The sequence below is a fragment of the Pseudomonas nitroreducens genome (genome assembly GCF_010994165.1).
In the GTDB taxonomy this organism is placed as follows: domain Bacteria; phylum Pseudomonadota; class Gammaproteobacteria; order Pseudomonadales; family Pseudomonadaceae; genus Pseudomonas; species Pseudomonas nitroreducens.
This window is the reverse complement of record NZ_WMBX01000005.1, coordinates 234,437-261,236: the sequence shown is the minus strand read 5'-3', so window position 1 is coordinate 261,236 and position 26,800 is coordinate 234,437. Positions and strand designations below refer to the sequence as shown.

28 protein-coding genes are annotated in these 26,800 nt (G+C 65.3%); 6 read left to right on the top strand and 22 right to left on the bottom strand.

The annotated features are described in order from the left end of the window. Positions 1–7: 7 nt before the first annotated feature. From GJV37_RS22840 to GJV37_RS22830, 3 genes are all read right to left on the bottom strand, one after another. Positions 8–676, bottom strand: coding sequence for an urease accessory protein UreF (locus GJV37_RS22840; RefSeq protein ID WP_037012002.1), 669 nt, complete (start codon positions 674–676; stop codon positions 8–10). After that, positions 673–1,173: an urease accessory protein UreE gene (gene ureE / locus GJV37_RS22835; RefSeq protein ID WP_170858894.1), complete on the bottom strand. Its 501-nt coding sequence runs from the start codon at positions 1,171–1,173 to the stop codon at positions 673–675. The genes GJV37_RS22840 and ureE overlap by 4 nt, the downstream gene beginning before the upstream one ends. Before the next feature lie 205 nt (positions 1,174–1,378). Continuing rightward, positions 1,379–2,014 carry a TetR family transcriptional regulator gene (locus GJV37_RS22830; protein ID WP_037011999.1) on the bottom strand — a complete coding sequence of 212 codons (636 nt, stop codon included), beginning with the start codon at positions 2,012–2,014 and terminating at the stop codon, positions 1,379–1,381. A gap of 149 nt (positions 2,015–2,163) precedes the next feature. On the opposite strand from GJV37_RS22830, the gene GJV37_RS22825 reads away from it, so the two are divergent. Together GJV37_RS22825 and GJV37_RS22820 are read left to right on the top strand one after the other, a co-directional pair. Continuing rightward, positions 2,164–3,264, top strand: a complete 1,101-nt coding sequence (locus GJV37_RS22825) for a ferredoxin reductase (RefSeq protein WP_024765981.1) — start codon at positions 2,164–2,166, stop codon at positions 3,262–3,264. A 20-nt stretch (positions 3,265–3,284) separates the two neighbouring features. Then, a complete protein-coding gene (locus tag GJV37_RS22820) occupies positions 3,285–4,361 on the top strand; it encodes a fatty acid desaturase family protein (RefSeq protein ID WP_024765980.1) in 1,077 nt (358 codons plus the stop codon). 6 nt (positions 4,362–4,367) lie between these two features. Here the strand turns inward: GJV37_RS22820 and GJV37_RS22815 are convergent, their stop codons facing one another. Then, positions 4,368–4,583 carry a hypothetical protein gene (locus GJV37_RS22815; RefSeq protein ID WP_084358604.1) on the bottom strand — a complete coding sequence of 72 codons (216 nt, stop codon included), beginning with the start codon at positions 4,581–4,583 and terminating at the stop codon, positions 4,368–4,370. A gap of 83 nt (positions 4,584–4,666) precedes the next feature. Beyond that, positions 4,667–4,861, bottom strand: a complete 195-nt coding sequence (locus tag GJV37_RS29890; RefSeq protein WP_425326843.1) for a hypothetical protein — start codon at positions 4,859–4,861, stop codon at positions 4,667–4,669. A gap of 266 nt (positions 4,862–5,127) precedes the next feature. Between GJV37_RS29890 and GJV37_RS22810 the strand changes: the two genes are divergently transcribed. Continuing rightward, positions 5,128–6,438: an MFS transporter gene (locus GJV37_RS22810; RefSeq protein WP_024765978.1), complete on the top strand. Its 1,311-nt coding sequence runs from the start codon at positions 5,128–5,130 to the stop codon at positions 6,436–6,438. Between the two features lie 82 nt (positions 6,439–6,520). Here the strand turns inward: GJV37_RS22810 and GJV37_RS22805 are convergent, their stop codons facing one another. The 3 genes from GJV37_RS22805 to GJV37_RS22795 all read right to left on the bottom strand — a co-directional run bounded on the left by GJV37_RS22805 (position 6,521) and on the right by GJV37_RS22795 (position 8,860). Continuing rightward, positions 6,521–6,952: a phage infection protein gene (locus GJV37_RS22805; protein ID WP_170858895.1), complete on the bottom strand. Its 432-nt coding sequence runs from the start codon at positions 6,950–6,952 to the stop codon at positions 6,521–6,523. Positions 6,953–7,283: 331 nt separating this feature from the next. Then, a complete protein-coding gene (locus GJV37_RS29885; RefSeq protein WP_170858896.1) occupies positions 7,284–7,997 on the bottom strand; it encodes a hypothetical protein in 714 nt (237 codons plus the stop codon). Between the two features lie 329 nt (positions 7,998–8,326). Then, entirely contained in the window at positions 8,327–8,860 is a 534-nt protein-coding gene (locus GJV37_RS22795; protein WP_024766344.1) for a ferritin-like domain-containing protein, read from the bottom strand. Positions 8,861–9,143: 283 nt separating this feature from the next. On the opposite strand from GJV37_RS22795, the gene GJV37_RS22790 reads away from it, so the two are divergent. After that, entirely contained in the window at positions 9,144–11,228 is a 2,085-nt protein-coding gene (locus GJV37_RS22790) for an AsmA family protein (protein ID WP_170858897.1), read from the top strand. 116 nt (positions 11,229–11,344) lie between these two features. On the opposite strand, the gene GJV37_RS22785 is transcribed toward GJV37_RS22790, so the two are convergent. The 4 genes from GJV37_RS22785 to GJV37_RS22770 form a co-directional block, all read right to left on the bottom strand. After that, positions 11,345–11,800 (bottom strand): GyrI-like domain-containing protein, encoded by a 456-nt coding sequence (locus GJV37_RS22785; protein WP_170858898.1) that lies wholly within the window; start codon positions 11,798–11,800, stop codon positions 11,345–11,347. Positions 11,801–11,941: 141 nt separating this feature from the next. Further along, the gene (gene osmE / locus GJV37_RS22780) at positions 11,942–12,286 is read right to left on the bottom strand and encodes an osmotically-inducible lipoprotein OsmE (protein ID WP_017518219.1); all 345 of its coding nucleotides are present in this window, start codon (positions 12,284–12,286) and stop codon (positions 11,942–11,944) included. 86 nt (positions 12,287–12,372) lie between these two features. Then, entirely contained in the window at positions 12,373–12,591 is a 219-nt protein-coding gene (locus tag GJV37_RS22775; RefSeq protein WP_037011987.1) for a hypothetical protein, read from the bottom strand. Positions 12,592–12,663: 72 nt separating this feature from the next. Next, on the bottom strand, positions 12,664–13,929 hold the full coding sequence (locus GJV37_RS22770; protein ID WP_170858899.1) for an Hsp70 family protein: 1,266 nt from the start codon (positions 13,927–13,929) through the stop codon (positions 12,664–12,666). A 209-nt stretch (positions 13,930–14,138) separates the two neighbouring features. Here GJV37_RS22770 and GJV37_RS22765 point away from each other — a divergent pair, with 209 nt between their 5' ends. Beyond that, positions 14,139–15,002 (top strand): isocitrate lyase/PEP mutase family protein, encoded by an 864-nt coding sequence (locus tag GJV37_RS22765; protein ID WP_037011984.1) that lies wholly within the window; start codon positions 14,139–14,141, stop codon positions 15,000–15,002. A gap of 20 nt (positions 15,003–15,022) precedes the next feature. On the opposite strand, the gene GJV37_RS22760 is transcribed toward GJV37_RS22765, so the two are convergent. Then, positions 15,023–15,667: a hypothetical protein gene (locus GJV37_RS22760; protein WP_024766348.1), complete on the bottom strand. Its 645-nt coding sequence runs from the start codon at positions 15,665–15,667 to the stop codon at positions 15,023–15,025. A 175-nt stretch (positions 15,668–15,842) separates the two neighbouring features. Between GJV37_RS22760 and GJV37_RS22755 the strand changes: the two genes are divergently transcribed. Then, the gene (locus GJV37_RS22755; protein ID WP_024766349.1) at positions 15,843–16,109 is read left to right on the top strand and encodes a DksA/TraR family C4-type zinc finger protein; all 267 of its coding nucleotides are present in this window, start codon (positions 15,843–15,845) and stop codon (positions 16,107–16,109) included. A gap of 71 nt (positions 16,110–16,180) precedes the next feature. Here the strand turns inward: GJV37_RS22755 and GJV37_RS22750 are convergent, their stop codons facing one another. From GJV37_RS22750 to GJV37_RS22710, 9 genes are all read right to left on the bottom strand, one after another. Further along, entirely contained in the window at positions 16,181–18,346 is a 2,166-nt protein-coding gene (locus GJV37_RS22750) for a GAF domain-containing protein (RefSeq protein ID WP_170858900.1), read from the bottom strand. Beyond that, complete coding sequence (locus GJV37_RS22745; RefSeq protein ID WP_038803382.1) at positions 18,343–18,948, bottom strand: biliverdin-producing heme oxygenase; 606 nt, start codon at positions 18,946–18,948, stop codon at positions 18,343–18,345. Before GJV37_RS22745 ends, GJV37_RS22750 begins: the two co-directional genes overlap by 4 nt. Before the next feature lie 172 nt (positions 18,949–19,120). After that, positions 19,121–21,808: an autotransporter outer membrane beta-barrel domain-containing protein gene (locus GJV37_RS22740; RefSeq protein ID WP_193452967.1), complete on the bottom strand. Its 2,688-nt coding sequence runs from the start codon at positions 21,806–21,808 to the stop codon at positions 19,121–19,123. 355 nt (positions 21,809–22,163) lie between these two features. Next, the gene (gene ureC, locus GJV37_RS22735) at positions 22,164–23,864 is read right to left on the bottom strand and encodes an urease subunit alpha (protein WP_193452966.1); all 1,701 of its coding nucleotides are present in this window, start codon (positions 23,862–23,864) and stop codon (positions 22,164–22,166) included. Positions 23,865–24,015: 151 nt separating this feature from the next. Further along, a complete protein-coding gene (locus GJV37_RS22730) occupies positions 24,016–24,321 on the bottom strand; it encodes an urease subunit beta (RefSeq protein ID WP_170858903.1) in 306 nt (101 codons plus the stop codon). Beyond that, positions 24,318–24,824, bottom strand: coding sequence for a GNAT family N-acetyltransferase (locus GJV37_RS22725; RefSeq protein WP_170858904.1), 507 nt, complete (start codon positions 24,822–24,824; stop codon positions 24,318–24,320). Before GJV37_RS22725 ends, GJV37_RS22730 begins: the two co-directional genes overlap by 4 nt. Positions 24,825–24,907: 83 nt before the next feature. Continuing rightward, positions 24,908–25,210, bottom strand: a complete 303-nt coding sequence (locus GJV37_RS22720) for an urease subunit gamma (protein WP_017518207.1) — start codon at positions 25,208–25,210, stop codon at positions 24,908–24,910. 1 nt (position 25,211) lies between these two features. Further along, positions 25,212–26,045: an urease accessory protein UreD gene (locus tag GJV37_RS22715; protein ID WP_170858905.1), complete on the bottom strand. Its 834-nt coding sequence runs from the start codon at positions 26,043–26,045 to the stop codon at positions 25,212–25,214. A 281-nt stretch (positions 26,046–26,326) separates the two neighbouring features. Next, positions 26,327–26,782 carry a GNAT family N-acetyltransferase gene (locus GJV37_RS22710; protein ID WP_024766356.1) on the bottom strand — a complete coding sequence of 152 codons (456 nt, stop codon included), beginning with the start codon at positions 26,780–26,782 and terminating at the stop codon, positions 26,327–26,329. Positions 26,783–26,800 lie beyond the last annotated feature (18 nt).

Sequence of the window (26,800 nt, the reverse complement as noted above, 5' to 3'; positions counted from 1 at the left end):
AGTTCTCCTAGGAGCGGAACAGACGGCTGTATTGGGTTTCGTGAGTCATGCAGGCCAGCGCGAGACCGAAGGGCGCGCCGCCATGGGGATCGTTTTCCAGCGCGGCCTGGCAGGCGACGTCGAGCTCGGGTAGCAATTGCGACGTGAGCTTCTGCGCGGCCAATTGGCCCAGCGGCAGGGTTTTCATCAGTACCGCCAGCTGGTTCTCCAGCCAGCTCCACAGCCAGGCGCCGAGGGCCTGTTCCGGGGAAAGCTCCCAGGCGCGGGCGGCCAGCGCCCAGGCGGCGGCGAAGGAGGGAGCGGCCTGCTCGGCGAGGCACTGGCGAGCGGGCGCGTCCAGCTCGGGCAGGGCTTCGAGCAACTGGCCGAGGGAGAAGCCCATCTGCCGGTTCTCCAGACCCAGCTCGCGCGTTTCGCGGCTGGCGCGGTGGCGCTCTGCGGCGTCGCGCAGGGCGTCCCAATCACCGGCTTGGGCGGCACGCAGCAGCTCGGCCAGCAGCGGGCCTTCGAAGCGCGCGAGGTTCAGGTGCAGTTGATCGGTCAGCCAGGTGCGTGCGCTGTCGGCATCCTTGACCTGGCCTTGGTCGATGGCGCTTTCCAGCCCTTGCGAGTAGCTGTAGCCGCCGATGGGCAACTGCGGGCTGGCCAGGCGCAGCAGTGCCCAGAGGGGGGTCACCGGCGCACTCCGAACTGATGCAGCTTCGGCGCGTAGTTGAATTCTTCTTCGCCCTGATGCGAATGATGATGCCCGCCGCCGTAGGCACCGTGTTCCGGCTGGAAGGGCGCTTCGATGGCCTCCACCGTGGCGCCGAGCTGGTCGAGCATGGCCTTGAGTACGTAGTCGTCGAGCAGGCGTAGCCAACCTTCACCGACCTGCAGGGTAACGTGGCGATTGCCCAGGTGATAAGCCGCGCGGTTCAGCTCGCGGGCGTTGGCGCAGGTGACGTGGAGCAGCTTCTCCGGCGCGGCGCAGACGCGCACCACGCGGCCGTCCTTGGCCAGCAGGAATTCGCCATCGGCCAGCGGTGACTGGCCGCGTTCGAGGAACAGCCCGACGTCTTCACCCCCGGCGCTGAAGCAGCGCAGGCGGCTTTTGCTGCGCGCCTCATAGTTCAGGCGTAGTTCGGCGTCCCAGTGTTCGCGGGGTTCGATTCGTTGGTGGATGACCAGCATGGCAGTGTCCGGCAGTAGCAATGGCGGTGCTACAGCAAGGGGCTTGCCAGTGCAGGCGGCGGTCAGTGCTGGCGCGGCCTGGCGGGGTTGTCCGAGCGATCAGGAATGGTACGCGTGGGCAAGGATGGTGCGCACGAAAACGGTGCGCACCATGTCGGGGCAATGGGCTCTTTGCAGGAGCGAGGGGGCGCCTAGAGGATTTTCGTTAGGGCCGCGAACCGATCCCGGTCCAGTGCTTGGCGCCGATCATGATGAAGCGCAACTGCTGGGTGATCTTCGCCTGGGGCGAGAGGTGCGTCGGCAGGCTGTCCGCCGGCGGGTCGATCAGTTCGGGCAGGGTGGCGAACACCGTCTTGACGACCAGATCGGCGATCACGTCGATGTCCTGGCCGCCCAGGTGCGGCAGCTTGTTGAGTAGCGCCAGGTCAGCGGCCAGGTCGTCGGTGATGCGCTGGCGCAGGGCACCGACGGCCTGGCGGATCGGGTGCGAGCCGCCGTACTGCTCGCGGGCGAGGAAGAGGAACTGGGTGCGGTTGGCGGTGACGGCATCGAGGAAGATGCGCACCGATGCCTCGATCACGCCGCCCAGCTCGAACTCGTTGCGGCGCACCACGCGCAGGGTTTCGCGGAAGGTTTCGTCGACGTCCGCCACCAGCGCAAGGCCGAGTTGGTCCATGTCGGTGAAGTGCCGGTAGAAGCCCGCCGGGACGATGCCCGCCGTCTTCGCCACTTCGCGCAGGCTCAGGGTGCCGAAGCCGCGGCCGCTGTCCATCAGGCTCCGCGCGGCATCCATCAGGGCCAGGCGGGTCTGTTGTTTCTGTTCGGCGCGGGGAGTGGACATACGGCGATCCATGACAAAGGCGCAGGCACTCTAGCAAAAGCCGCTCGGCGTTTGGGAAGTTCCTGATGGCAATAGTGAACAGATGTTGACTGAAAACTCCTACCCATGAGATTTTAAGTGAACACATGTTTACTGTTCGGTCACGCCCAATGTCGCTGCTGCCCTTTTCCACTCTGAGCCTGATCCAGCCGCTGCTCGCTCCGCTGTGTTCGCTGGTGCGCAACCAGTGGCTGCGCGAGGCGGATGTCGATGCGTGGCTGCGGGTGCTCAATCGCGGCTGGTCATTGCAACGCGTGTATGCACGGGTCGAGGCGCGGCAATGGGTGGCGGATGACATGCTGGAGCTGCGCCTGCGCCCCAACGCCCATTGGCGCGGTGCGCGCCCCGGGCAGCACCTGCAGTTGTTCGTCGAGCACGACGGCGTGCGCCACAGCCGCAGCTATAGCCTGACGCGCATCGCCGATGACGGCTGCCTGGAGATTGCCGTGAAGCGGCAGCCGGGCGGGCGGGTGTCTTCCCTGCTGGTGCAGCAGCTGTGCGTGGGCGATGTGCTGGAGCTGGGCCAACCGGACGGCGACCTGAGCTGGCCGCTCGATGACCAGGGCGTGCTGCTGCTGGCTGCCGGGAGCGGGCTGACGCCGCTGCTCGGTTTGCTGCGCGAGGCCTTGGCGCGCGGCTACAACGGGCCGGTGACGCTGCTGCATTACGTCCGCGAGCGCGGGCAGAAAGCCTTCGTGGCTGGCCTGGACGCCTTGGCGCGGCAGTATCCGAACCTGGAGTTGCGCTGGTCGCTGAGCGGCGATACGGCGCTGGCAGGCGAATTGTCCGGGCGCTTTCAGCCGGAGCACGTCTGTGGCCTGGACGGGCGCCACGTGCTGGCCTGCGGCCCCGGTGGTTTCGTCGAGAGCGTGCGCCTGGCGTTAGGTGCCAGCAGCCGCAGCCTGCAGGTGGAAAGCTTCAGCCCGCCGAGCTGGGATGAGCGCGCGCCGGCGCAGTCCGTGAGCCTGCGCTTTGCCCGTAGCGCGCTGGAGGTGGCGGGTGACAGCCGCCGCAGCCTGCTGGAACAGGCCGAAGCCAACGGTCTGCGCCCGGTACACGGTTGCCGCCAGGGCGTTTGCACGAGTTGCACCTGCACCCTGGTCAGCGGCTGCGTGCGCGATCTGCGTAGCGGCGAGCTGTTCAGCGAACCGGGTCAGCCCATCCGCATCTGTGTCAGCGCGCCCCAGGGCGACCTGACTGTCGATCTCTGAATATTCCGGAAGCCATCGCCATGCGTGAAGACCGCGATCTGACCGCCGCCGAGCTGGCGGCCTTCGGTGCCGAACTGGACGCCCTGCGCCAGCGCACCCTGCACGACCTGGGGGCAAAAGACGCCCGCTACATCCGCCGCATTCGCGCGGCGGTGCGCTTCTGCTGCTGGAGCGGCCGCGCGCTGCTGATGGCCGGCTGGTTCCCGCCGACCTGGCTGCTGGGCACTTTGCTGCTCGGGCTGGGCAAGATCCTGGAGAACATGGAGCTGGGCCATAACGTCATGCATGGCCAGTACGACTGGATGAACGACCCGGAGCTTTCCGGGCAGCGCTACGAGTGGGACATCGTCGGTCCTTCGGACTTCTGGCGGCACACGCACAACCATGTGCACCACACCTACACCAACGTGCTGGGCATGGATGACGACGTGGGCTACGGCGTGGTGCGGCTGTTCCCGGAGCAGAAGTGGAAGCCGTTCTACCGCTGGCAGCCGCTGTGGGTGACGCTCCAGGCGCTGCTGTTCCAGTACGCCGTGGCGGTTCAGCACCTGCGCCTGGACAAGTACGTGAAGGGGCGGATGGGGAAGGAAGAACTGCGCCCGCTGCTGCGCCAGTTCAACGCCAAGGTCGGGCGCCAGTGGGTCAAGGACTACATCGTGTTCCCGCTGCTCGGCCTGATCACCGGCGCCTTCGGCGCGGTGCTGCTGGGCAACGTCATCGCCAACCTGATGCGCAACCTGTGGACCTTCACGGTGATCTTCTGCGGCCACTTCACCGAGAAGGCCGCGGTGTTCCCGCCCGAGGTACTGCAGGACGAGACGCGCGGCCACTGGTATCTGCGCCAGCTGCGCGGGTCGAGCAACCTGGAAGGCGGGCCGATCTTCCACATCATGACCGGCAACCTCAGCCACCAGATCGAGCACCACCTCTATCCGGACCTGCCCGCGCGGCGTTATGCGGCACTATCGCGGGAGGTTCGAGAGATCGCTGCGCGCTACGGCCAGACCTACAACAGCGGCCGCTTGTCGGCGCAGTTCGCCACGGTGCTCAAGCGCATCTGGGTCCATCGTCGACCCACCGTTCCGGCCCGCGCCTGATCCGGATCAGGCGCGGCGGGAATGCGGCGAGGCGACTTCTTCACGCAGGGCGCGCAACTCGGCGGCGTCCTGATTGAGATGGTGGATGGCCTTGAGCAGTCTCTGCCGGAGCAGGTCGTCCTGGACCTGTTCGGCCGCCCGCATGACCTCCAGGGCCGTGGCCTCGTTGTTGCTGGCGACGGCGTCGAGGGTCTTTCGCAGGCTGCGGGTTGCGTGGTTCACGTTGGTGTTCTCCTGAAAACTGCACGCACCCTACGACCTGATTATTTCCAATAAATTTCAACAAGTTGCTTTCTGATCGGCGGTCATGATGTCGCAGCAGTGGCGCATCGATTCAGAAAGCATGCACGGCGCCAGCCGGGGCACCAGGTTGAACAGCAGGCGGCCGATCCCCCGCCGTAATGAATGGCACCCAAGTCCTCCAGCGGCAAGTCGGATAAGCGTGTGTGCAGGCGGTAGATAACGCCGCGGGCGAGGCCGAGGGCGAAGAGCCATACCAGCAGGATGGTGGGGCATTAGAGCAGGAAAGACTTGAGATCCCGGAGCAGCGTGGCGATTCTCCAGGTACATGCTGCTTAGGATCGATCCTGCGACGGTATGGTTTCATGCAACTGAAGGCACGAGGTCTGATAGCCGGCGGAGTGTTGCAGCACCATAATGCGCGGCTTCGTAAAACCTGTGATCTTTGTCGCGCCAGCACTGTCCGATATCGGGACGGTTTTTTCGTCGCCGCACTCTTTCATCCCATTTGCCTGCCGGACTCGCCATGTTCAGCCCGCTCGTCACCTTTCCCGCGCTTTACACAGCCACGCTGCTGATGCTCGCCGGCTCCGGCCTGTTCACCACCTATATGGGCCTGCGCCTGACCCAGGAGGGTGTCAGCGACCTGTGGGTCGGCGGCCTGATGGCGGCCTACTATTTCGGCCTGGTCTGCGGCGGCAAGTTCGGCCACAAGCTGATCGCAGGCTTCGGTCACATCCGTTCCTACGTGGCCTGCGCGGGCATGGCGACGGTGATCGTGCTGATCCACGCGCTGGTCTCGCAGCTGGAGGTGTGGATCGTGCTGCGCTTCGTGATGGGCGCCGTGATGATGAACCAGTACATGGTGATCGAGAGCTGGCTCAACGAGCAGGCTGAAGGACATCAGCGCGGCAAGGTGTTCGCCGGCTACATGGTGGCGGTGGACGCTGGCCTGGTGGTCGGCCAGGGCCTGCTGGCGCTGAGCCCGGCGCTGGATTACAAGCCGCTGCTGCTGGTCGCCATCTGCTTCTCCTCGTGCCTGATCCCGCTGGCGCTGACCCGCCGCGTCCACCCGGCCAAGCTGGTGGCGGCGCCGCTGGAGATCGGTTTCTTCTGGAAGCGCGTGCCGCAATCGCTGGGCACCATCTTCGTCGCCGGCCTGATGGTCGGCGCCTTCTACGGCCTGGCGCCGGTGTATGCGGCGCGCAACGGTCTGGACACCTCGCAGGCGAGCCTCTTCGTCGGCATGTGCATCGTCGCCGGCTTCTGTGCGCAGTGGCCGCTGGGCTGGTTGTCCGATAGGGTCAACCGCAGCTGGCTGATCCGCGCCAATGCCTTGCTGCTGTGCCTGGCGGCGGTGCCGATGTGGGGCCTGATCGAACTACCCTACGCGCTGCTGCTGGCCAATGGTTTCGTCACTGGCATGTTGCTGTTCACCCTCTATCCGCTGGCGGTGGCATTGGGCAACGACCATGTCGAACAGTCTCGCCGGGTGGCACTCTCGGCCATGCTGCTGACCACCTACGGCGTCGGCGCCTGTATCGGCCCGCTGTTCGCCGGCGCGATGATGCGCCACTTCGGCCCGGGCATGTTCTACATGCTGGTGTCGGCCTATGCGCTGATCCTGATCTTCTGGGTGCAGCCCAAGCGCGTCACCGGTGTGCACCGTGTCGATGAGGCGCCATTGCATCACGTGGCCATGCCCGACACCGTCAGCCCGATGGCTGCAGCGCTGGACCCGCGCGTTGAGGAAGTGCCGGAGGAGTTGGTGGTGGAGGCACCGGCCAGCATCGGCCGCTCCGATGGCGAGCCGGATGGCGCCGAGAACAAGAGTTGACCGCGCTAGACAAACCGCAGAAATGAGAAAGCCCGGCAGATGCCGGGCTTTTCTTTCGCCTGTTCGGCGTATTTCGCGCCGATCAGGAAACACGCTTCAGGTGGGCATCGAATACGGTGTCACCACCGGACTCGGCGACCATGTTGTTGTGCAGCTTGTCGATGGTGTGCTCGGAGCCGTTCTCGGCAACGCGGACGTCTTCCATTTGCTTGTGCAGGCGGTCGATGGTGCGTTCGGAACCGTTGTCGGCGATGCGGGCATCGTCCATTTGCTTGTGCAGACGGTCGATGGTGCGTTCAGAGCCGTTGTCGGCAACGCGGGCATCGTCCATCTGCTTGTGCAGGCGGTCGATGGTGCGTTCGGAGCCATTGTCCGCAACGCGGGGCTGGGCGCTCTGCTGCTGGAGTTGGTGCGTGCTGCGCGGGCCATTGTTGAGGATGGCCGGGGCGGCGAAGACGGCGCTGGCGGTCATCAGGGAGGTGAGTGCAAGGCTGAGGGCGATCTTGGTTTTCATGTTGGGTGGCTCCGAAAAGGGGGCGGTTTGTTTTGGCTACGGGGTTATTTTCCCTTCGGATAAATCGATTTAAAAACGATGCTGGGTGATACAGAGCATCAGTGATGTCGATTATTTAGCCGGCTAATTTCAACTATCGCCGCCAATGATGGAACGACGAAAACCGCTCTAGGGCGGTGTCTTAAGGCGTTTCAAAGGAGGTTTCAGGCAAGACGCCGTTACAAATCACGGGTGGCCTGGTATCGATGGCGTGCCGTTGCGGCTCTGGGGCGATAAGAAAGCCCGGCGAGGCCGGGCTTTTCTCTCACCTTGCGGTGTACTGCCTGGAGACTTATGCCTTCAGATGGGCGTTGAAGACGGTGTCGCCACCCGACTCGGCAACCATGTTGCTGTGCAACTGGTCGACGGTGTGCTCGGAGCCGTTCTCGGCCACGTTCATTTCGCTGTGCAGACGCTCGATGGTTTTGCTCGAACCGTTTTCAGCGACGCCCAGTTGCTTGTGCAGGCGGTCGACCGTCTGGCTGGAGCCGTTCTCGGCGACGTTCATCTGCTGGTGCAGGCGGTCAACCGACTGGCTCGAACCGTTTTCTGCAACGCTCATCTCGCTGTGCAGACGGTCGATGGTTTTGCTCGAACCGTTTTCAGCGACGCCCAGTTGCTTGTGCAGGCGATCGACGGTCTGGCTGGAGCCGTTCTCGGCGACGTTCATTTGCTGGTGCAGGCGGTCAACCGACTGGCTCGAACCGTTTTCTGCAACGCTCATCTCACTGTGCAGACGGTCGATGGTTTTGCTCGAACCGTTTTCAGCGACACCCAGTTGCTTGTGCAAGCGGTCGACGGTCTGGCTGGAGCCGTTCTCGGCGATACGGGCCTTGGCGGCGTCCAGTTGTTTCTGTTGTTGATCCAGGGTGCGCTCTGCGCCGTCCTGGACCAGAACCTGAGTCTGGCTCGCGTTGATGACCGGGGATTCCTGCTGGGAGCCGGCGAAAGCGGCATTGGCAGCAAGTACGGAGAGGGCAAAGCCAAGTACGAGGGTGCGTTTCATGATGCGGCTCCAGAAAGAGTGGGGGAGTTCGTTGGACACGGACTCAGTATCTGTTCTGGATTATCGATTGGAAAACGATGCTGGAAGATAGTCGCTATCGATGCCGATGATTGTTGGATAAATTGTTTAAAATCATAGAGTTGATTTTGAAAATTGACTTCTATCAATGCCTTCGATTGGCGGTATTGGTGGGATTGTTAGTATCTGATTAATCGATATATTGAGGGAAAAATCTGTGGGCAAGGCTCTGGAACGGGGCTTTGCGCTCAGCGGGACGAGCGCGCCCACGATGCCCGGCCGGAGCCGGGTATCGATGACAGCGGTGGGGGTTATTTCAGGTCCTGGAGCAGGTCCGCCATGTCGTCGGCGTGTTCTTCTTCCTGGGCGAGGATCTCCTCGAACAGGCGGCGCGTGGTCGGGTCGTCATCGCCCAGGTAGACCACGATCTCGCGGTAGCTGTCGACGGCGATGCGCTCGGCGACCAGGTTCTCGGTGATCATCTCGCGCAGATTCTTGCCGGCCACATACTCGGCGTGGGAGCGCTCGGTCAGGCCGGCCGGGTTGAAGTCCGGTTCGCCGCCCAGTTGCATGATGCGCTCTGCCAGCAGGTCGGCATGTTGCAGTTCCTGGGTGGCATGCTCGAGGAATTCCGCCGCGGCGACGCTCGCCTTCAGGCCCGTGGCCATGAAGTAGTGGCGTTTGTAGCGCAGGTAGCAGACCAGCTCGGTGGCCAGCGACTCGTTGAGCAGACGCAGCACGGTCTTGCGATCGGCATGGTAGCCCTCGGTCACCGCGCCGTCCTCGATGTTCTGGCGCGCCCGCTGGCGCAGGGTCTGGACGTCGGTCAGTTGTGCCTGGTTCATCAGTCATCTCCTTGTGGCAAACCGGCGCTGCGGTGGCGCACGGCTCAAATCGGGTCACAAGGGTGTGAGTCGCCGGAGGCGGCGAAAGTTTAAGTTTTCTCGCCATGGCGTCTGCATCGGACTTTCTGCGTGCAAATCGGTGGATACAACGCACCGCTATGCTGGTCCAAGTGAACAGGCCAAGGGAGAATGCCGGCCCGGCATGCTCAGGCGGCCGATGATTACCGGCAGCGGCGTGGGGACGTCGCTGCTTCCACCGACGCGGCCAGCAGGGAGTTCAGGTATGACGCGCGGGAAACGAATCTGCCTCTGGAGCTTCACCGGTTTCATCGCGGTGATAGCCGCGCTGGTGGTGTTCATCGCCACCTTCGACTGGAACCGGGTGAAGCCGACCATCAACGAGAAGGTCTCGGCCGAGCTGGGGCGCCCCTTCGCCATCAATGGCGACCTGCAGGTGTTCTGGCGCACGGAACCTGCGGAGGGCGGCTGGCGCGCCTACGTGCCGTGGCCGCACTTCAGCGCGCAGGACATTACCCTGGGCAATCCGGACTGGGCGGCGGGCAAGACGCGCGCGCCGAACTTCGCGAGCCTCGAAAAAGTCGAGTTCCGCCTCGCCCCGCTGCCGCTGTTGTGGCAGACGGTGCGCATCCCGCAGATCGTCCTCACCCGCCCCAGCGCCGACCTGCTGCGCCTGGCCGACGGCCGCGCCACCTGGACCTTCGAGCTGCCGAAGCAGGAAGAAGACCCCAACGCCATGCCCGAGCAAGCCTCCTGGAAGCTGGACATCGGCGAGATCGGCTTCGACAAGGGCAGCGTCACCCTCGATGACCAGAGCCTGAAGACTCGCCTCGAGCTGCTGGTGGATCCGCTCGGCAAGCCGGTGCCCTTCGGCCAGTTGGCGGGCAAGGCGCTGGCCGGTGGCGACAAGGCGGCCACCCAGGACTACGTGTTCGGCTGGAAGCTCAAGGGCCAGTACAAGGGCCTGCCGCTCGCGGGCGCGGGCAAGGTCGGTGGCGTGCTGGCGTTGCAGGATGCGGCCAAGCCGTTCCCGGTGCAGGCCGACGTATCCGCCGGGAGCACCCGCGCGAGCATCGTCGGCACCCTGACCGATCCGCTGAACCTTGGCGCGCTGGATTTGCGCCTGCAACTGGCCGGCACCAGCATGGCCAACCTCTTCCCGCTCACCGGCGTGACCCTGCCCGATACGCCGGCCTACGAGACCGACGGCCGCCTCAAGGCCGAGCTGCACGACTCGGGCGGCGCGCAGTTCCACTACGAGAACTTCAACGGCAAGGTTGGCGACAGCGACCTGCATGGCGACCTCGTGTTCGTCAATCGCCAGCCGCGGCCCAAGCTGTCCGGCAAGTTGCGCTCGGACCAGTTGCGCATGGCCGACCTCGGCCCGCTGATCGGTGCAGACTCCAATCAGGAAAAGCAGGCGCGTGGCCAGAGCACCCGCCAGCCGGCGGACAAAGTGCTGCCGGTGGAAGAGTTCCGCACCGACCGCTGGCGCGCCATGGACGCCGACGTGGAGTTCACCGGCAAGCGCATCGTGCACGGCGACAAGCTGCCGATCAGCGACCTCTATACCCACCTGGTGCTCAATGATGGCCTGCTGAGCCTGGAACCGCTGCGCTTCGGCGTGGCCGGCGGCACGCTGGATTCGCACATCCGCCTGGACGGCGGCAAGACGCCGCTGCAGAGCAAGGTCCAGTTGCAGGCGCGCAGCTTCAAGCTCAAGGAGTTGTTCCCCAGCTTCGCGCCGATGCAGTCGAGCTTCGGCGAGCTCAACGGCGACGCGACCATTGCCGGCACCGGCAATTCGGTGGCGACCATCCTGGCCGGCGCCAATGGCGAGATGAAGCTGCTGATCAATGATGGCCGCATCAGCCGCAGCCTGATGGAGATCGCCGGGCTCAACGTGGGCAACTACGTGGTGAACAAACTGTTCGGCGATGACGAGGTGAAGATCAATTGCGCCGCCGCCGACGTGGGTATTGCCAACGGCCTGGCCAAGCCGCGGGTGTTCGCCTTCGATACCGAGAACGCCATCATCACGGTGGATGGCACGGCCAACTTCGCCACCGAGCAGCTCGACCTGGACATCACGCCGCAGAGCAAGGGTGTGCGCATTTTCTCCCTGCGTTCGCCGCTCTATGTGCAGGGTACCTTCAAGAATCCGAAAGCTGGCGTGCATGTGCTGCCGCTGGCGGCGCGTGGCGCAGGGATGGTCGCTCTCGGCGTGGCGGTGGCCCCGGCGGCAGCGCTGCTGGCGCTGATCGCCCCGAGCAAGCAGGACGACAACCAGTGCGCGGCGCTGCTGCAGCAGATGAAGCAGCCGCCGAAAGCGCCGACCACGCGCAAATAAAAGGCGGGATGAACCTGTAGGAGCGAGGGGGACGCCTAGTCCTTGTTCGCGAACCGCCTCGCAGCGGGGGTGTTCGCGAGCGGGCTCGCTCCTACGAAAGGCCGGGTCGGTGTTCTCTAATAAATCGGCACGTACAGGTCGGTTTCCGAAGCCGGATCTTCCGGCCCCAGGAAGCGCTCGGTGTAGCGCTCCAGGTCCACGCCCTTCTTCGGCTCCAGGCCGTGGCGGGCCAGCAGGCTGGAATAGATGGCCTGGAAGCTGTCGGCGATGGCGGTGACCGGGCCGATGTGGGTGAACACCGCGTACTTTTGCGCGGGAACCCCGTAGCGGGTCATGCCCGCGGGCACGTTCGCGCCGGGTTCCACCGGCAGCCCGGCGATGTAGTGGAATTCGCCGCCCGGCAGCTGGCTGCAGACGCCATAGGCGGCTTTATCCTGCGCGCTGGCGCTGACCTCCTTTTCGCGTGGCAGGAAGCGCTGCCACAGCTGGCCAATGCTGTCGCCCGGCGCGCTGCCACGATAATCCATGCCCACCACGTCGAAGGCGGGCAGTTCGATGATGCGGTATTTCATGGTCGGCTCCTCAGGTGGCTGCTGGGATGATAGACGGCCACCGCGTGGCGGGAATATCCCCGCCTGCAGGACTGTGGCGATGTGCCGAAGGAAAAAGCCCCCGCCGGCCGGCGGGGGCATGTCGTCACGCCCGGGCGGGCATCACGGCTGGGCGTCGCGCTCGTGTCGGTCGAGCTCGGAGCAGGTCATGAAGCCCGATCCATCGACTCGGCCACTGCCGTCGAAGCTCACGTAGAAGGGCTGTTGCTGCCCGTCCTTGCTGAGGATGTAGCTGTTGCAGCTGCCCGGTTTCATCAGGCGTTTCTGCGTCGACGACGGTGTGCCGCCGATCTTCAGGACTTCTTCCTGGCTCATTCCCTTCTCGACGTTGCGCACCAGCGGCTGGTCGCGGAAGGTGATGTAGTTGACCGGGTTCTGCACCTTGGTGGAAGCGCAGCCCGCCACCGAAGCCAGTACCAACAGCGCCAGCAGTGATCGCTTGTACATGGTGTTCTCCTTGGTTGAGCAATTCACTCGCTCAACTTGGAGCCTAGGCCAGGATCGGGCGTTCAAGAAATCTGCAGGGCAGGCTTTTATTCGGCTTCCTTCAGGGCTTCGTCCAGGCGCTGCTGGTTCTGCACGTTGGCGGCGTCGATCTGCTGTTTGAGCTGCTCGATCTGCTGCTGGGCCTGTTGCGCCTGCTGGGCTTGCAGCTTGGCGGTGGTGGCCGTGGTCGCGGCGGTTTCGCCGAGGCCGCAGGCTGAAAGGGCGGCGCAAAGCATCAGGAGGCTGCTCAGGTGGACGAGGCGCATGGCGGGCTCCGGCGCGGGGAGGAATGACCGCCACACTAGCGCATGGCGGTCCCGGCGTCAGTGCGCGACCGCTCAGCCGTAGCGCTTCATCGCCTCGATGGCCAGGCCGTTGCCGATCCCGCCGAAGCGATCGCCGTCGACGTGCCGGGCGTTGGGCAGCATGGCCGCCACGCTCTGGCGCAACGCCGGTACGCCGGAGGAACCGCCGGTGAAGAACACCGTGTCCACGCGCGCCGGGTCCACGTCGGCCGAATTGAGCAGGTTGGTGATGCTACCGCGCACGCGCTCCAGCAGCGGGGCGATGGCGCCTTCGAACAGTTCGCGGCTCAGCTCGGCGACCAGCCCCGGCTCGATACGCATCAGGTCGATGTCGCGGCGCTCGGTGTCGGACAGCTCGATCTTGCTGGTTTCCACCTGCATCGCCAGCCAGTGGCCGGCGCGCTGCTCGATCAGCTTGAACAGGCGGTCGATGCCGGTGGCGTCGACGATGTCGTAGCGCATGTTCTGCAGCGCCAGCTGGGACTTCTGCGCGTATACCGCGTTGATGGTGTGCCAGGTAGCCAGGTTGAGGTGGTAGCTGGTCGGCATGAAGGCGTCGCTCTTCATCCTGCTGCCGTAGCCGAACAGCGGCATCACGCCCTGGATGCTCAGTTGCTTGTCGAAATCGGTACCGCCGATATGCACACCGCCGGTGGCGAGGATGTCGCTCTGGCGGTCGGCCACTTCGCGACGCTCGGGCGACAGGCGCACCAGCGAGAAGTCCGAGGTACCGCCGCCGATATCGACGATCAGCACCAGCTCCTCGCGCTCGATGCTGCGCTCGTAGTCGAAGGCCGCGGCGAGAGGTTCGTACTGGAAGGAGACGTCCTTGAAGCCGAGCTTCTGCGCCACGGCGACCAGGGTGTCCTGGGCTTCCTGGTCAGCCTTGGGATCGTCGTCGACGAAGAACACCGGACGGCCCAGCACGACGGACTCGAACTCGCGCCCGGCGACCGCTTCGGCGCGCTTCTTCAGCTCGCCGATGAACAGCCCCAGCAGGTCCTTGAACGGCATGGCGCTGCCCAGCACGGTGGTCTCGCTTTTCAGCAGTGAGGAACCCAGCAGGCTTTTCAGCGAGCGCATCAGGCGGCCTTCGTAGCCTTCCAGGTATTCGTGCAGGGCCAGGCGGCCGTACACCGGGCGGCGTTCCTCGACGTTGAAGAAGATCACCGAGGGCAGGGTGATCTTGTCGTCTTCCAGGGCGATCAGCGGTTCGGTGTCCGCGCGCCACCAGCCGACGGTGGAGTTGGAGGTGCCGAAGTCGATGCCCAGGGCGCGGGCCGCAGTAGTCGGGAACATGGTGCGCGAGTGTCCGGAGAAAAAACGGCCGCGCAGTGTACGCGAGCGCGGAGGGAAAACCAGGGTATCCGTCGGAAGGCTATGGTGGCAAAGAGGGCTTGGGGAGTAGCTTGTAGTTTTGCTACATTGTATTCCTGTAGTTTTCCTACAAGAGTTTTCGACTATCTGATTTCCGTTCTCCCACCCCGTACAAGCAGTTGGATCCCACCATGCACAGAGCCTCCTTCCACGAATTGCGCAAGGATTTCCGCGCCTTACTGAGTTCTTCAGCCTGCTATCACACCGCATCGGTGTTCGATCCCATGTCGGCGCGCATCGCCGCGGATCTGGGGTTCGAGGTGGGCATCCTGGGCGGTTCTGTAGCTTCACTACAAGTTCTGGCTGCGCCTGACTTCGCGCTGATCACCCTGAGCGAATTCACCGAGCAGGCCACCCGCATCGGTCGCGTCGCCCGTCTGCCGGTGATCGCCGACGCCGACCACGGCTACGGCAACGCGCTGAACACCATGCGCACCATCGTCGAGCTGGAGCGCGCCGGCGTGGCCGCGCTGACCATCGAGGATACGCTGCTGCCGGCGCAATTCGGCCGCAAGTCCACCGACCTGATCCCGGTCGAGGAAGGCGTCGGCAAGATCCGCGCCGCGCTGGAAGCGCGCATCGATTCGGAAATGGCGATCATCGCCCGCACCAACGCCGAGGTGCTGGAAGTGGACGATGTGATCCGCCGCACCCTGGCCTACCAGGCCGCCGGCGCCGACGGCATCTGCATGGTCGGCATCCGCGACTTCGACCACCTGGAAGCCATCTCCCGCCACCTGTCCGTGCCGCTGATGCTGGTGTCCTACGGCAACCCCGAGCTGCGCGACGATGCACGACTGGCCGAGCTGGGCGTGCGCATTGTGGTCGACGGCCACGCCGCCTACTTCGCCGCGATCAAGGCCACCTACGACTGCCTGCGCGAGCAGCGCGGCGTGCATGCCTCCGACCTGACCGCTTCGGAACTGGCGAAGAAGTACACGCTGCCCGAGGAGTACCAGATCTGGGCGCGCGAATACATGGAAGTCAAAGAGTAGGACCGCCTATCCCGCGTCGCTCAACTTCGCGGCAGATGCGCCAGCAGGTATTCGACCTGGGCGTTGAAGGGATAGAGCAGAGTGCCTTCGGGTTTCTCCGCCTTGCGCAGGTAGCTCCAGCGCGAGAGCAGGGAGTCCCGGCTGGCACCGGCGGGTAGTGCCGCCAGGCGTTCGCCGATCAGCTCCTGCAGTTCCCCGATGCGTGTCGCATCCCCCTCGCTTTCCTTCCCCAGCAAACGCCCGTTGGCTCGCCGCGCCTCCAGCAGCGCCAGCTCGCGCAGCTCGTCTTGCAGTCCGTCTGGTGCCGGCTCCCGCGCCAGGATGAAGGTGTCGAACAGCCCGGCCACTTCCCGTGTCTGCAGCAATGCTTGTTGCAGGTCAACGTCCTTCTGCAAGTAAGCCGCACGCACCTTTTCCAGCGTCTGTCGATAGAGTTGCCAGAGGTCCTGCAGGTTGGCGGCATTCTTCTGCTGTGACAGCTGTTGCTCGAAGCTTGGCCCCAGGCTCTCCAGGCGCGTCAGGAAACGTTCGTCGCCGGTCGCGCTGTACAGCAGCAGGTAGCGTTCCATATCGCGCAGGCTGGCATCGACGGCGTCGGCATTGGCGGCGCGCGGCAGAAGGCCGGCGAGAAGAAGGCTGGCGAGTAAGGCGGAGGCGTAGCGCATGGCGGGGTTCCGGCAGACAGAGATCTGCCGATTCTCGGCAGGCTTGCCCGTTCGGAACATCAGACGTATCTGGATTCCCGGCGATGCGCTCGTCGCTTCCTGCGCCATCACCCTTGCAATCCCTTGCAGTGCCCTGCATATCTTCAGTACAGCGAAGATTCCACGGGAGGTCGCCATGGCCAGCGGCTGGGCAAACGACGGAGCGGTTCAGGAGCAGATCGACAGCACCATCGAGGATGCCATTGCACGGGCGCGCAGCCAGTTGCCCAAGGGCGAGAGCCTGACCCATTGCGAGGAGTGCGATGCGCTGATTCCCGAGGCGCGGCGCAAGGCCATTCCCGGCGTGCGGCTGTGCGTCAGCTGCCAGGCCGCGCATGACAAGGAGCAGTCCGCCCACAGCGGCTACAACCGTCGCGGCAGCAAGGACAGCCAGCTGCGCTGAGTCTTTTTCCTCCAAAATGAGAGCGGCGCCCCGAGGCGCCGTTCTGCATTGTAGGAGCGAGCATTCCGGTATCAGGGGGGTGGCATGAGCGGCACCAGTACGCTGAAGCTGATGATGCCGTCGGCCTGTTCCACTTCGATGCGGCCGCCATGGGCGTTGACGATGGCCTGGGAAATGTACAGGCCGATGCCCAGCCCGCTCTTGTTGCGGCCACGACCGCCGGTATCCTGCTTGAACGGCTCGAAGAGGTTGCCCAGACGCGCCTCGTCCAGTGCCTCGGCCTCGTTGAGGATGCTCAGCCGCGCCAGCTCGCCCTGGCGGCGCAGCTCCACCAGCACCGGGCGGCCGGGGCGGCCGTGGTGGCGGGCATTGCTCAACAGGTTGGCCACCACCTGCAGATAACGGTCCGGGTCGACCTGCGCCTGCACGTCTTCCTCGATGGCGGTCTCGATGGACAGGCCCGGATAGGCCACGTCGGTTTCCTGGACGATATCGCGTACCAGCCGCGAGAGCTCGGCGGCTACCGGCTTCACCGTCATTCCCGCGCCGCTTTGCAGACGGCTCATCTCGAGAATCTGGCTGATCAGGCGTTCCATGCGGCTGCTGGAGTAGGTGATGTGCTGGCGCAGCTCGGCATTGCGCACGTCGCTGGAGGAAAGCATCGCGGCCGCCATGGAGATGGATTGCAGCGGGTTGCGCAGGTCGTGGCCGAGCACGGCGATCAGGCGCTGGCGCATGCGGTCGATCTCCCCGGCGCGGTTCAGGCACAGTTCCACCAGTTCGGTGCGCAGCTTGTCGGCGACGCTCAGATCGATACCGGTCCAGGGCATCGAGCGCCCACGCACCACTTCCTCCCAGGCCTCGAACGAGCCACGCGGGGTCAGGCGCGCGCCGGAAGGGCCGGTCTTGGCGATCTTCTCCGGCTTGCCACCCCAGCGGATGCGGTGCACCTGCTCCAGGCGCAGCCAGACGATCCAGCCCGACTCCTGGCGATGGAAACGAATCGCCATGACGCCGCAGTAGCGCGGGTCATGCAGGCCCTCGGGCAGATCCAGGCGGCGGTCGCTGTGGAACAGGTCCAGCTCGTCGTCCTGTTGCAGCTGGGCGACGATGGAAACGGCCAGGTCCTCGAAGTCGCCGCCGATGCTGCTGGCGCGCCCGCCGAGCATCACCACCGCGCCATCGCAGGGCAGCAGGTCGGCGACGTTGGCATCGGGGCGGGCCAGGGCGCTGAGCAGGTCGTCGGAGTCGCGGGTGCGGCGCAGCAGTGCCTGCTGGCGCTCGGAAGCCTGGCGCAGGAGTTCGCTGGTGCGGCTCTGTTCCAGGCGCTCGACCATGGCGCTGCAGACCTGGGAGAACACCTGGAAGGACATGCGGATCGGGTAGGGCACCACCTTCGGGCTCATGTGGTGGCAGGAGAACAGCCCCCACAGGCGCCCGCCGACTACGATGGAAATGCTCATCGAGGCGCGCACGCCCATGTTCGCCAAGTACTCGCAGTGGATCGGCGAGACGCTGCGCAGGGTGCTGAAACTCAGGTCGAACGGCTTGCCGCTGCCGGGGTTCAGCGTGGGGTGCACGGCCACCGGCTGGTAGGCGGCATCGCCGATCAGCCGCACCGGATTCTGCAGGTACAGGCGGCGCGCCTGGGCGGGGATGTCCGATGCCGGGTAGCGCTGGCCGAGATAGCTTTCCAGGTCTTCGCGACGGGATTCGGCGACCACCTGGCCGGACTCGTCTTCGTTGAAGCGGTAGGCCATGACGCGGTCGTAGCCGGTCATCCGCCGCACTTCCTCGGTGACGCTGATCAGCAGGCTCTCGACGTCATTGCGTAGCTGCAGCTGGCTGACCAGGCGCTGGGCGTTGAGGGCGAAGGTGGTGAAGGAGGCGGTCCCGGCAGCGCGCCGTTCGAACTCCAGGTAGCGCACGCCGTCATGGCTGTGGCCGATCACGTCGAAGAAGCGCCGGTTGATCCGTGCCTCCACGCTGTTGACCCAGGGGCCCTGCTCGGCCAGCCCGTCCGCGAGCATCGCCAGCACGCCGGGCCCGACGCAGGCTTCCGCCAGCGGTTCGCCCAGCGGCGGGGCGATGCCCAGCAGGGTGCCGAGGTTGTCGCTGAAGCCGAGTACTCGACCCTGCTCGTCGAGTGCGATCAGCGCACCGTGGGGCTGGATCGCGCCGGGCACATGGATGGGTTCGTCCTCGCAGTTGGCGAGGGTGACGGGCTGATCGCTCATGCCTGGCCCGCCCGGTCGGGTGTGGCGTCGATCACCCAGTCGCGGAACGACGTGAAGGCCTGTACGGCCGCCTGTTGCGCAAGGGCGATGTCTTCGGCGGTGCTGACGTGTTCGGCCAGCAGGCGCTGGAAGCTGCCCCAGCGCTCGCCCGTGTGCTCGCCGTAGCCTTGCAGCCAGCGCAGCGGCAGGGGATCGAGGGAGGTCTTGAGGCGCTTGTAGAGTACGCGTCCGCCAAGGGTCGCGCCTTCGGCGACATAGGCGATGCCGAAGGCTTCGGCCAGGCAGCTCGGCTTGGGTACCCAGGGGCAGTCGGCCATGGGCTCTTCGGCGTGGGCGCCGGCCCGCAGGTCGTCTTCCAGCCACCGGCTCTTGCCCCGGCGCAGGGCTGCATCGTCGGCGTCCGGCCAGAGCGGCCAGAGTGCCTGCTCCAGCGGGCGCATCCAGCCGAGAACGCGGGCGGCATGATCGAGGTAGTCGGCGCGGGTCAGCGCGGCAGTCAGCGGCGAGCGACTGTCGAGGTCGGCATGCAGGGCATGGGTGGCTGCGCGCAACGCGGCCAGAGCGGGCGAAATACCCGTGCGGTCGTTTGTCTGCGGAGTCATCGCCGTCATCGCTGGTCCACCTGATTCTTCGAGCAGCAGAGCATAGCAGCCCAGCTGTACGACAGGGCCGACGGATGAAAGCTGATCGAAATGTCAGGTGTTTCCAGGAGGAGGCGAAGTGCAAAAAAAAGGCCGCCACACTCTCGTGCGACGGCCCCCGTTCAGCGTGGGATCAGAAGTTGACCTTCAGCCCCAGCGTCACCGCCTGGTCGCGGTAACCGTTGTCGCCGAACTGCTTGCCCACTTCACCCCAGACGTTGACCCGGCTGTTCACCTTGCTGGTGGCGCCGAGCTTCACTTCGAAGATGTCGCTGGCGCCGTCCATCTCGAACTTGCTGCTGCCCATCTTCGCACCGAAGTCCTTGGAGTTGTGGATCCAGTTGGTCTCCAGGTACGGCTCCACGCCATAGGTGTTGGCGAAGCCGCCTTCCTGGTTGCTGCGCACGGCGGCGCGGGCGCCCAGGCGGGTCATGACATTGCCGTCGCCCTTGCCGGTGACCTTGGTGCCGTTGGCCTCGCGGTGGCTGTCAGCCTTCACGCCCATGTACACCACCTGCGCCTGGGGCTGCACGTAGTAGCTGGCGCTCTCGGTCTTCGCCACTTCGAAGGTCTTGCCGGCCTCGATGGAAGCAGTGATGCCCTTGAGGTCGTAGCTCTCCTTGGCCAACTGGTCGCCTTTCACGTCGGCATCGAATTCGTTGTAGAGAATCCAGCCGTCGACGTACGCACCGTTCTCATCGTCCTTGTTCTCGTACCAGGTGCCATAGACGCCCAGGCTGTAGCCGTCGATCTCGCCGCGCGAGCGGTAGCCGGTGACGCGGGACTTGGTCGTCGAGTTGCCGTTGGCGTAGCCGGCCATCACACCCAGTACCCAGTCGCCGTTGTCGGTTTCCTTGCGGTACAGGTCGCTGCCGATCTGCAGCACGTAGCGGTTGGCTTCGGTCTTGAGCTGGCCGGTGCTGTCTTCCCAGCGGGTCGAGCCATCGACGTTGCGCATCCAGAGCATGGAAGTGACTTCCTTGCCGGTATCCGGATCGACGTAGGTCAGGTTGCCGGTGCGGTCATGCAGACGGTGCAGGAACATGGTGTTGGCCGCCGCGATGTTGGCGGTGTAGCTGCCGCCTTCGGGCTGGCGCACGCGGTCCTTGTCGCTGGGCTTCGGCGCTGGGTCCACGGGCCCTGGTTGCTCCGGCGCGGGATCGACCGGATCGGGGTCTTCCGGGGTCGGGTCGACCGGGCCCGGCGGGTCGACTGGCGGCGGATCAACTGGTGGCGGATCAACCGGTGGAGGATCAACCGGTGGAGGATCAACCGGCGGCGGGTCAACGGGTGGCGGATCCTCCGGATCGGGATCGTTCGGCTTGTACGAGGTCAGGAACCAGTCGCTGTCCGCACCGGTGGAGCCGACGAAGCTGCCGCCGCGGCGCAGCACGTACTCATAGCCCCCAGCGGTGACGCGGTCGGACTTGAACTCGCCCGCGGAGGTGCCGCCGACGGTGATCATCTCGATCCCCTGTTCGGTTTCGTCGCCCAGCCCGGTGGTGTTGTTGACCGTGACGCGGGTCTCGCCCGAGGTGCTGCCGGCGATGGCCAGTTTGTCGGTTTCCGAGGTGTCGTCGCCCAGGTAGGTGTTCATGACCAGATGGCCGCCACCGCTGAAATCGCCATCCACGGTCAGGGTCTTGTAGGTGTATGCGCCGTGTTCGTCGTGGCGGTCATAGACCAGTTGCGCGCCGTTGGTGAGCGTCAGGTTGGTGAGGTTGGAGTTGCCTGTCATGAACCACTGGCTGGTAGCCCCGTCCATGGCGAGGTCGATCACGCCGTCGGTGGCGGTGCTGGTGGTGCCGTTGAGGTAGGAGCCGGCGGCCATTTTCAGGTCGATGACGCCGGTCTTGTCGGCATACAGGGCAACGCCCTTGCGGTTCTGCACGTCACTGGCCGCGCTGCTGTCCAGGCGGTACACCGAGGCTGCCTCGGCGCGAATCAGCGAGTCGGCGCCGGAGGCGTAGAGCGCACGGTTGCCATCGGTGACGGTGACGCTGGTGTCGCCGCCCAGGTAGACCTGGCCGCCACGGTCGCCGTTCTTGTCTGCCGCCGTTTGCGCGTAGATGCCGTATGCGTTGGTTTTCTCGGTGGTAATACTGGTATCGCCGAGGCGGATAACGCCGCCGCGGTTGGCATAGACGGCATGGGCAGAGCTGCCCTTGCTGACGATGGTGCTGCCGTCGCCGAGAATTACTTCGGCGTCGCCCCAGTAGGTATTGGCGGACAGCGAGCGATTGCCTGCATAGACAGCGTAACCCGTTCCGTCGATCGAATTCGCGCCACTTCCGTTGGTGGTGATCTGCGCGCCGGCGCCCAGTTCGATGAGGTTTTTGCCTCCGTTCTTCGAGGTGTTGGCGCGCACACCCATACCCGATCCTTCGGCGGTGATGATGGCGCCGTCGCCGACACGCACTTCCGAGTTGAGCGCGTTCTCGGTCACGTTGATGCCGTCCGCCGAGCTGCCCTTGGTGACGATGTGCAGCTTGTCGATGGAGATCTTGCTCCCACCGTTGTTGGCCTGAATGGCGTCCGACTTGCTGGAGGCCGTGGTAATCGACACATCCTTGAGGGTGTACTTCGAGCTGTTGCCGTAGATGCCGAAACCGGTGGGCGTGAAGGACTGATTCTCGCCAGTGGTATCGATCACGATCTTTTCGTAGGTCGACGTATCGCCAGGGGCCCAGTAGATGCTGGTCGTGCAGTTCAGCGTCGAGCCGTCTACCGAGCAGGAGCCGGCGGCGGCGCCTCCGCTATGGGCAAGCATGCCGGCGGCCAGGGCGACGTGGATGGCCAGCAGAGTTTTCTTGAAGCGCATTGCATTCCTCCTTGCGCCCGCTCACTCGGTGAGCGAATGCGTATTCCGGCGCAAGGAGCCGTTCACTGGCTGAAGAGCGGAAGCTTGGGCTTCCAAGAGCGGATCCTTCCTGCACCGGGAGATGGCGCCTGATCGCGTCAGGCAAGGGGAGGGCAGCACTCCGGACTTCAGAGCCCTGCCCGTCCAGCTGCGTAGGGCGCGCTGGATCAGTGGGCTCATTGTTCAGCTGCGGTTCAGCTGGCCGAATAAGACGAATCTCAATCGGCCATGGGCGGGCGGCGGGATCGGAAAAAGCTTGATTTATCGCAATGAGGAGAACCGGACCGGGCGTTGCGCGCCGGTCCGGTGAAGCGGCTCAGAACAGAAAATAGCGCTGCGCCATCGGCAGCACATCAGCCGGCTCGCACCACAGCAACTGCCCGTCCGCGCGCACCTGATAGTTCTGCGCATCGACCTCGATGTTCGGCAGGTACGCGTTGTGGATCAGGTCGGTCTTCTGCACGCTGCGGCACCCTTTCACCACGCCGATGGCCTTGCGCAGGCCCAGTTCCTGGTGCACGCCGAGGTCGAATGCCGCCTGGCTGATGAAGGTCAGGCAGGTGGCGTGGCGGCTGCCGGCGTAGCTGGCGAACATCGGCCGGTAGTGCACCGGCTGCGGCGTCGGGATCGAGGCGTTGGCGTCGCCCATCAGGCTTGCGGCGATGGCGCCGCCCTTGAGGATCAGGCTCGGCTTCACGCCGAAGAAAGCCGGGCGCCAGAGCACCAGGTCGGCCAGCTTGCCCACTTCGATGCTGCCCACTTCATGGGCCACGCCGTGGGTGATCGCCGGGTTGATGGTGTACTTGGCGATGTAGCGCTTGGCGCGGAAGTTGTCGTTGCGCGCACCGTCGCCGTCCAGGGCGCCGCGCTGTTTCTTCATCTTGTCGGCGGTCTGCCAGGTACGGGTGATCACTTCGCCGACGCGGCCCATGGCCTGGCTGTCGGAGCTGATCATGCTGAAGGCGCCGAGGTCGTGGAGGGTGTCCTCGGCGGCGATGGTCTCGCGGCGGATGCGCGACTCGGCGAAGGCCACGTCCTCGGCGATGCTCGGGTCCAGGTGATGGCAGACCATGAGCATGTCCAGGTGCTCGTCGATGGTGTTGCGGGTGAAGGGGCGCGTCGGGTTGGTCGAGCTGGGCAGCACGTTGGCGAAGCCGCAGGCCTTGATGATGTCCGGCGCGTGGCCGCCACCGGCGCCCTCGGTGTGGTAGGTGTGGATGGTGCGGCCCTTGAAGGCGGCCAGGGTGGTTTCGACGAAGCCGGATTCGTTGAGGGTGTCGGTGTGGATCGCCACCTGCACGTCGAGACGGTCGGCCACCGACAGGCAGTTGTCGATGGCCGCCGGGGTGGTGCCCCAGTCCTCGTGCAGCTTCAGGCCGATGGCGCCGGCGCGCACCTGCTCCTCCAGCGGCAGCGGCAGGCTGGCGTTGCCCTTGCCGGTGAAGCCGATGTTCATCGGGAAGGCGTCGGCGGCCTGGAGCATGCGCGCCATGTGCCACGGGCCGGAGGTGCAGGTGGTGGCGTTGGTGCCGGTAGCCGGCCCGGTGCCGCCACCGATCATGGTGGTGACGCCGCTCATCAGTGCCTCTTCGATCTGCTGCGGGCAGATGAAGTGGATGTGCGTGTCGATGCCGCCGGCGGTGAGGATCATGCCTTCGCCGGCGATCACCTCGGTGCTGGCGCCCAGGGCGATGGTCACGCCAGGCTGGATGTCCGGGTTGCCGGCCTTGCCGATGGCGGCGATGCGGCCGTGCTTGAGGCCCACGTCGGCCTTGACGATGCCCCAGTGGTCGATGATCAGCGCGTTGGTGATGACCGTGTCGACCACCTGCGCGGCGCACCGCTGACCCTGGCCCATGCCGTCGCGGATGACCTTGCCACCGCCGAACTTCACTTCCTCGCCGTAGACGGTGAAGTCCTTTTCCACTTCGACCCACAGGCCGGTGTCGGCCAGGCGCACGCGGTCGCCGACGGTGGGGCCGAACATGTCGGCGTAGGCTTGTCTGCTGATTTTCATCGGGGCTCCCTGGTCGATCCCTGCATTGGTTTCGCCCTCACCCCAACCCTCTCCCGGAGGGAGAGGGGGCTGATCGGCGCGCTGATCCATCCCGCCGCAGCGGGCTGCTTTTCTCCCTCTCCCTCTGGGAGAGGGGCGGGGTGAGGGGCTGTCAGAGCGCGCCCATCACCCGCCCGGCAAAGCCGTAAACCTTTCTCTCGCCCGCCAGTTCCACCAGTTCCACGTCGCGACTCTGCCCCGGCTCGAAGCGCACTGCTGTTCCGGCAGGAATGTTCAGGCGCATGCCGCGTGCCGTGTCGCGATCGAACAGCAGCGCATCGTTGGTCTCGAAGAAGTGGTAGTGCGAGCCGACCTGGATCGGCCGGTCGCCGCTGTTGGCCACCGTCAGGGCGAGCGTGCGGCGGCCGGCGTTGAGTTCGATCTCGCCGGGCTGGAGGTCGTATTCGCCTGGGGTCATGGAGCGCTCCGTGAGTCGAGGTTCAATTGCATGAAGGTGAGGTCCAGCCAGCGGCCGAACTTCTGGCCCACCTGCGGCATCTGCCCGGTAGTGATGAAGCCCAGGCGCTCGTGCAGGCGGATCGACGCCGCGTTGCCGCTTTCGATGGCCGCGACCATCACGTGCAGGCTCTGGGCGCGGGCGCGCTCGATCAGTGCGTGCATCAGGATAGGGCCGAGGCCCTTGCCGCGCTGGTCGGCGCGTACGTAGACCGAGTGCTCGACCGTCTCGCGGAAACCGTCGAAGGCGCGCCACGGGCCGTAGCTGGCGTAGCCCACCACCTCGCCGCCATCTTCGGCCACCAGCACCGGGAAGCCCTGCTGCGCGCGCAGTTCCAGCCAGGCGCGGCGGTTCTCCAGGTCAATGGCGACCTCGTTCCAGATGGCGGTGGTGTTGAGCACGGCGTCGTTGTAGATGTCGCGCAGACTGCCGAGGTCGGCTTGGCTGGCGTCGCGGATGAGCATGTCGGTTCCTCAGGTTCGTAGGGCGAATGAAGCGGAACGCTTCATCCGCCATTGTCGCTGCACCCTTGTTGGATGGCGCGCGATCAGGCGATGGGCTGATGCACGGTGACCAGCTTGGTGCCGTCCGGGAAAGTGGCTTCCACCTGGATCTCCGGGATCATTTCCGGCACGCCTTCCATCACCTGTTCACGGCTCAGCAGCGTGGTGCCGTAGTGCATCAGGTCGGCGACCGTCTGGCCATCTCGCGCGCCTTCGAGCAGCGCGGCGGAGATCAGCGCCACGGCCTCCGGGTAGTTGAGTTTCACACCACGGGCGAGGCGACGCTCGGCGACCAGGCCAGCGGTGAAGATCAGCAGCTTGTCTTTTTCGCGGGGCGTCAGGTCCATCTCAAGTGCTCCAGATTCGCGGAGGAACGGCCTCGCGGCCGAGCAGCGCCGGCCGCAGCCGGCGCCAGAGTTCGATGAGCCAGGCGCGGGCGTGCAGCGCCTCGTGCGCAAGGCAGCGGGCGACCACCAGGCCGGGCAGTTGGGTGAGGTTGCCATGTCCCTGGTAGGGGATGGCGCGGCAGGCTTCGATGAGCGCCGCGTCGATCTGTCCGCTGGTGATCAGCGTGGCCATCACCGGGTAGCCGGCCAGGCCGATGGGCGAGTCGAGCAGGCGGTCGCCGCCGGTCACGCGCTGGCGTTCGTGCCACAGGCGCTGGCCGTCGCGGCGGATGTCCAGGGCGGCGGCGAAGTGGCCGTCGTCGAAGCGCTCGCCACTGGCCGGGCGGCCGAGGGCGACCATGTCCCAGTAGAACAACCGGGCGTCGGCTTCGAGATCGATACGGGTGGTCAGCTCGGCTTGGGCGCCGGAGTAGACGATGGTTTCCTGCGGCAACCATTCCAGCGTGGCACCGGGGCCGACGCGGATGTCCAGCTGCTGTTTTGCCGGGCAGCCGGCGCGGTACCACTTGGCCGCGCCGGGGCTGGTGAGCTGCGCCCAGCTGTCGTTGCCGGCGCGAATGTCGAGGTTCAGGGTGTCGCCACCGGCGATGCCGCCGGGCGGGTGCACGATGATGTGCTGGCACACCTCCGGGCCTTCGGCATACAGGTGCTTCTGCACCCGCAAAGGGCCAAGATGCCGCCGCCTGACCGGGCGCGTGCAGTCACCGATGCGGGCATAAGCCAGCTCGAGCTCGGCGTGCCAGGCGGGGTGGAAAAGGGTGACCGGTGCGTTCATGGGCTGTTGCTGAAAGATGGATGCTCAAGACAGAGCAATCAGCGTGCCGGCTGCGCCAGGATAGTGCGTGGCCGCGGCTTCCCCTTGTGCCGCTCGGGTATGGCGCGGGATCGACGGTGGTGCTGCAGACTGTCCACTTGGTCAGGTTTCGGCGCGGTTGCGGTGCGTTGGCGGCAATTGCGCACCATGCTGGTGCGCCAGCGGCGAGACTGCTCGCCAACAAGGCTCGGGCGAACTTCGGGCGTCCCGGGGGGCGCGATGGTTACCGAGCAGGCTCGTTCCTACACGGAGAGCTGCTTGCGCATGTACACGCGGCGAAAACCGTTCTCGACCTTGCGCGCGTATTCCTGATAGCCGTTCTTCGCGTACAGTTCGATGTTCTCGGTCATCCGCTCGTTGGTATAGAGGTACAACGACGCGTAGCCCAATTGCGCGGCGGTTACCTCGGCATGGATCAGCAGGGTGCGGCCGATGCCCTGGCCGGCACACTCGGGCAGCACGGCGATGTTGTCGAGCAGGAAACCTTCGTCGGTCTCGCGCATCACCAGCAGGCCGACGGGGGCGCCGTCCTGCTCGGCAATCAGAACGCGGTCTTCGGCGATGATGGCGTGGTAGTCATCCAGCATCGGCCCCGGCTTGCGGCCGAGCGTGGGTATCCACTGGGCGTAGGCGGCGGCCACGCAGACTGCGGCGAAACCGGCGTCGTCGTTGACGGCGGGGCGCAGGACGAGGGGCATGACAAACTCCGGAAAAAC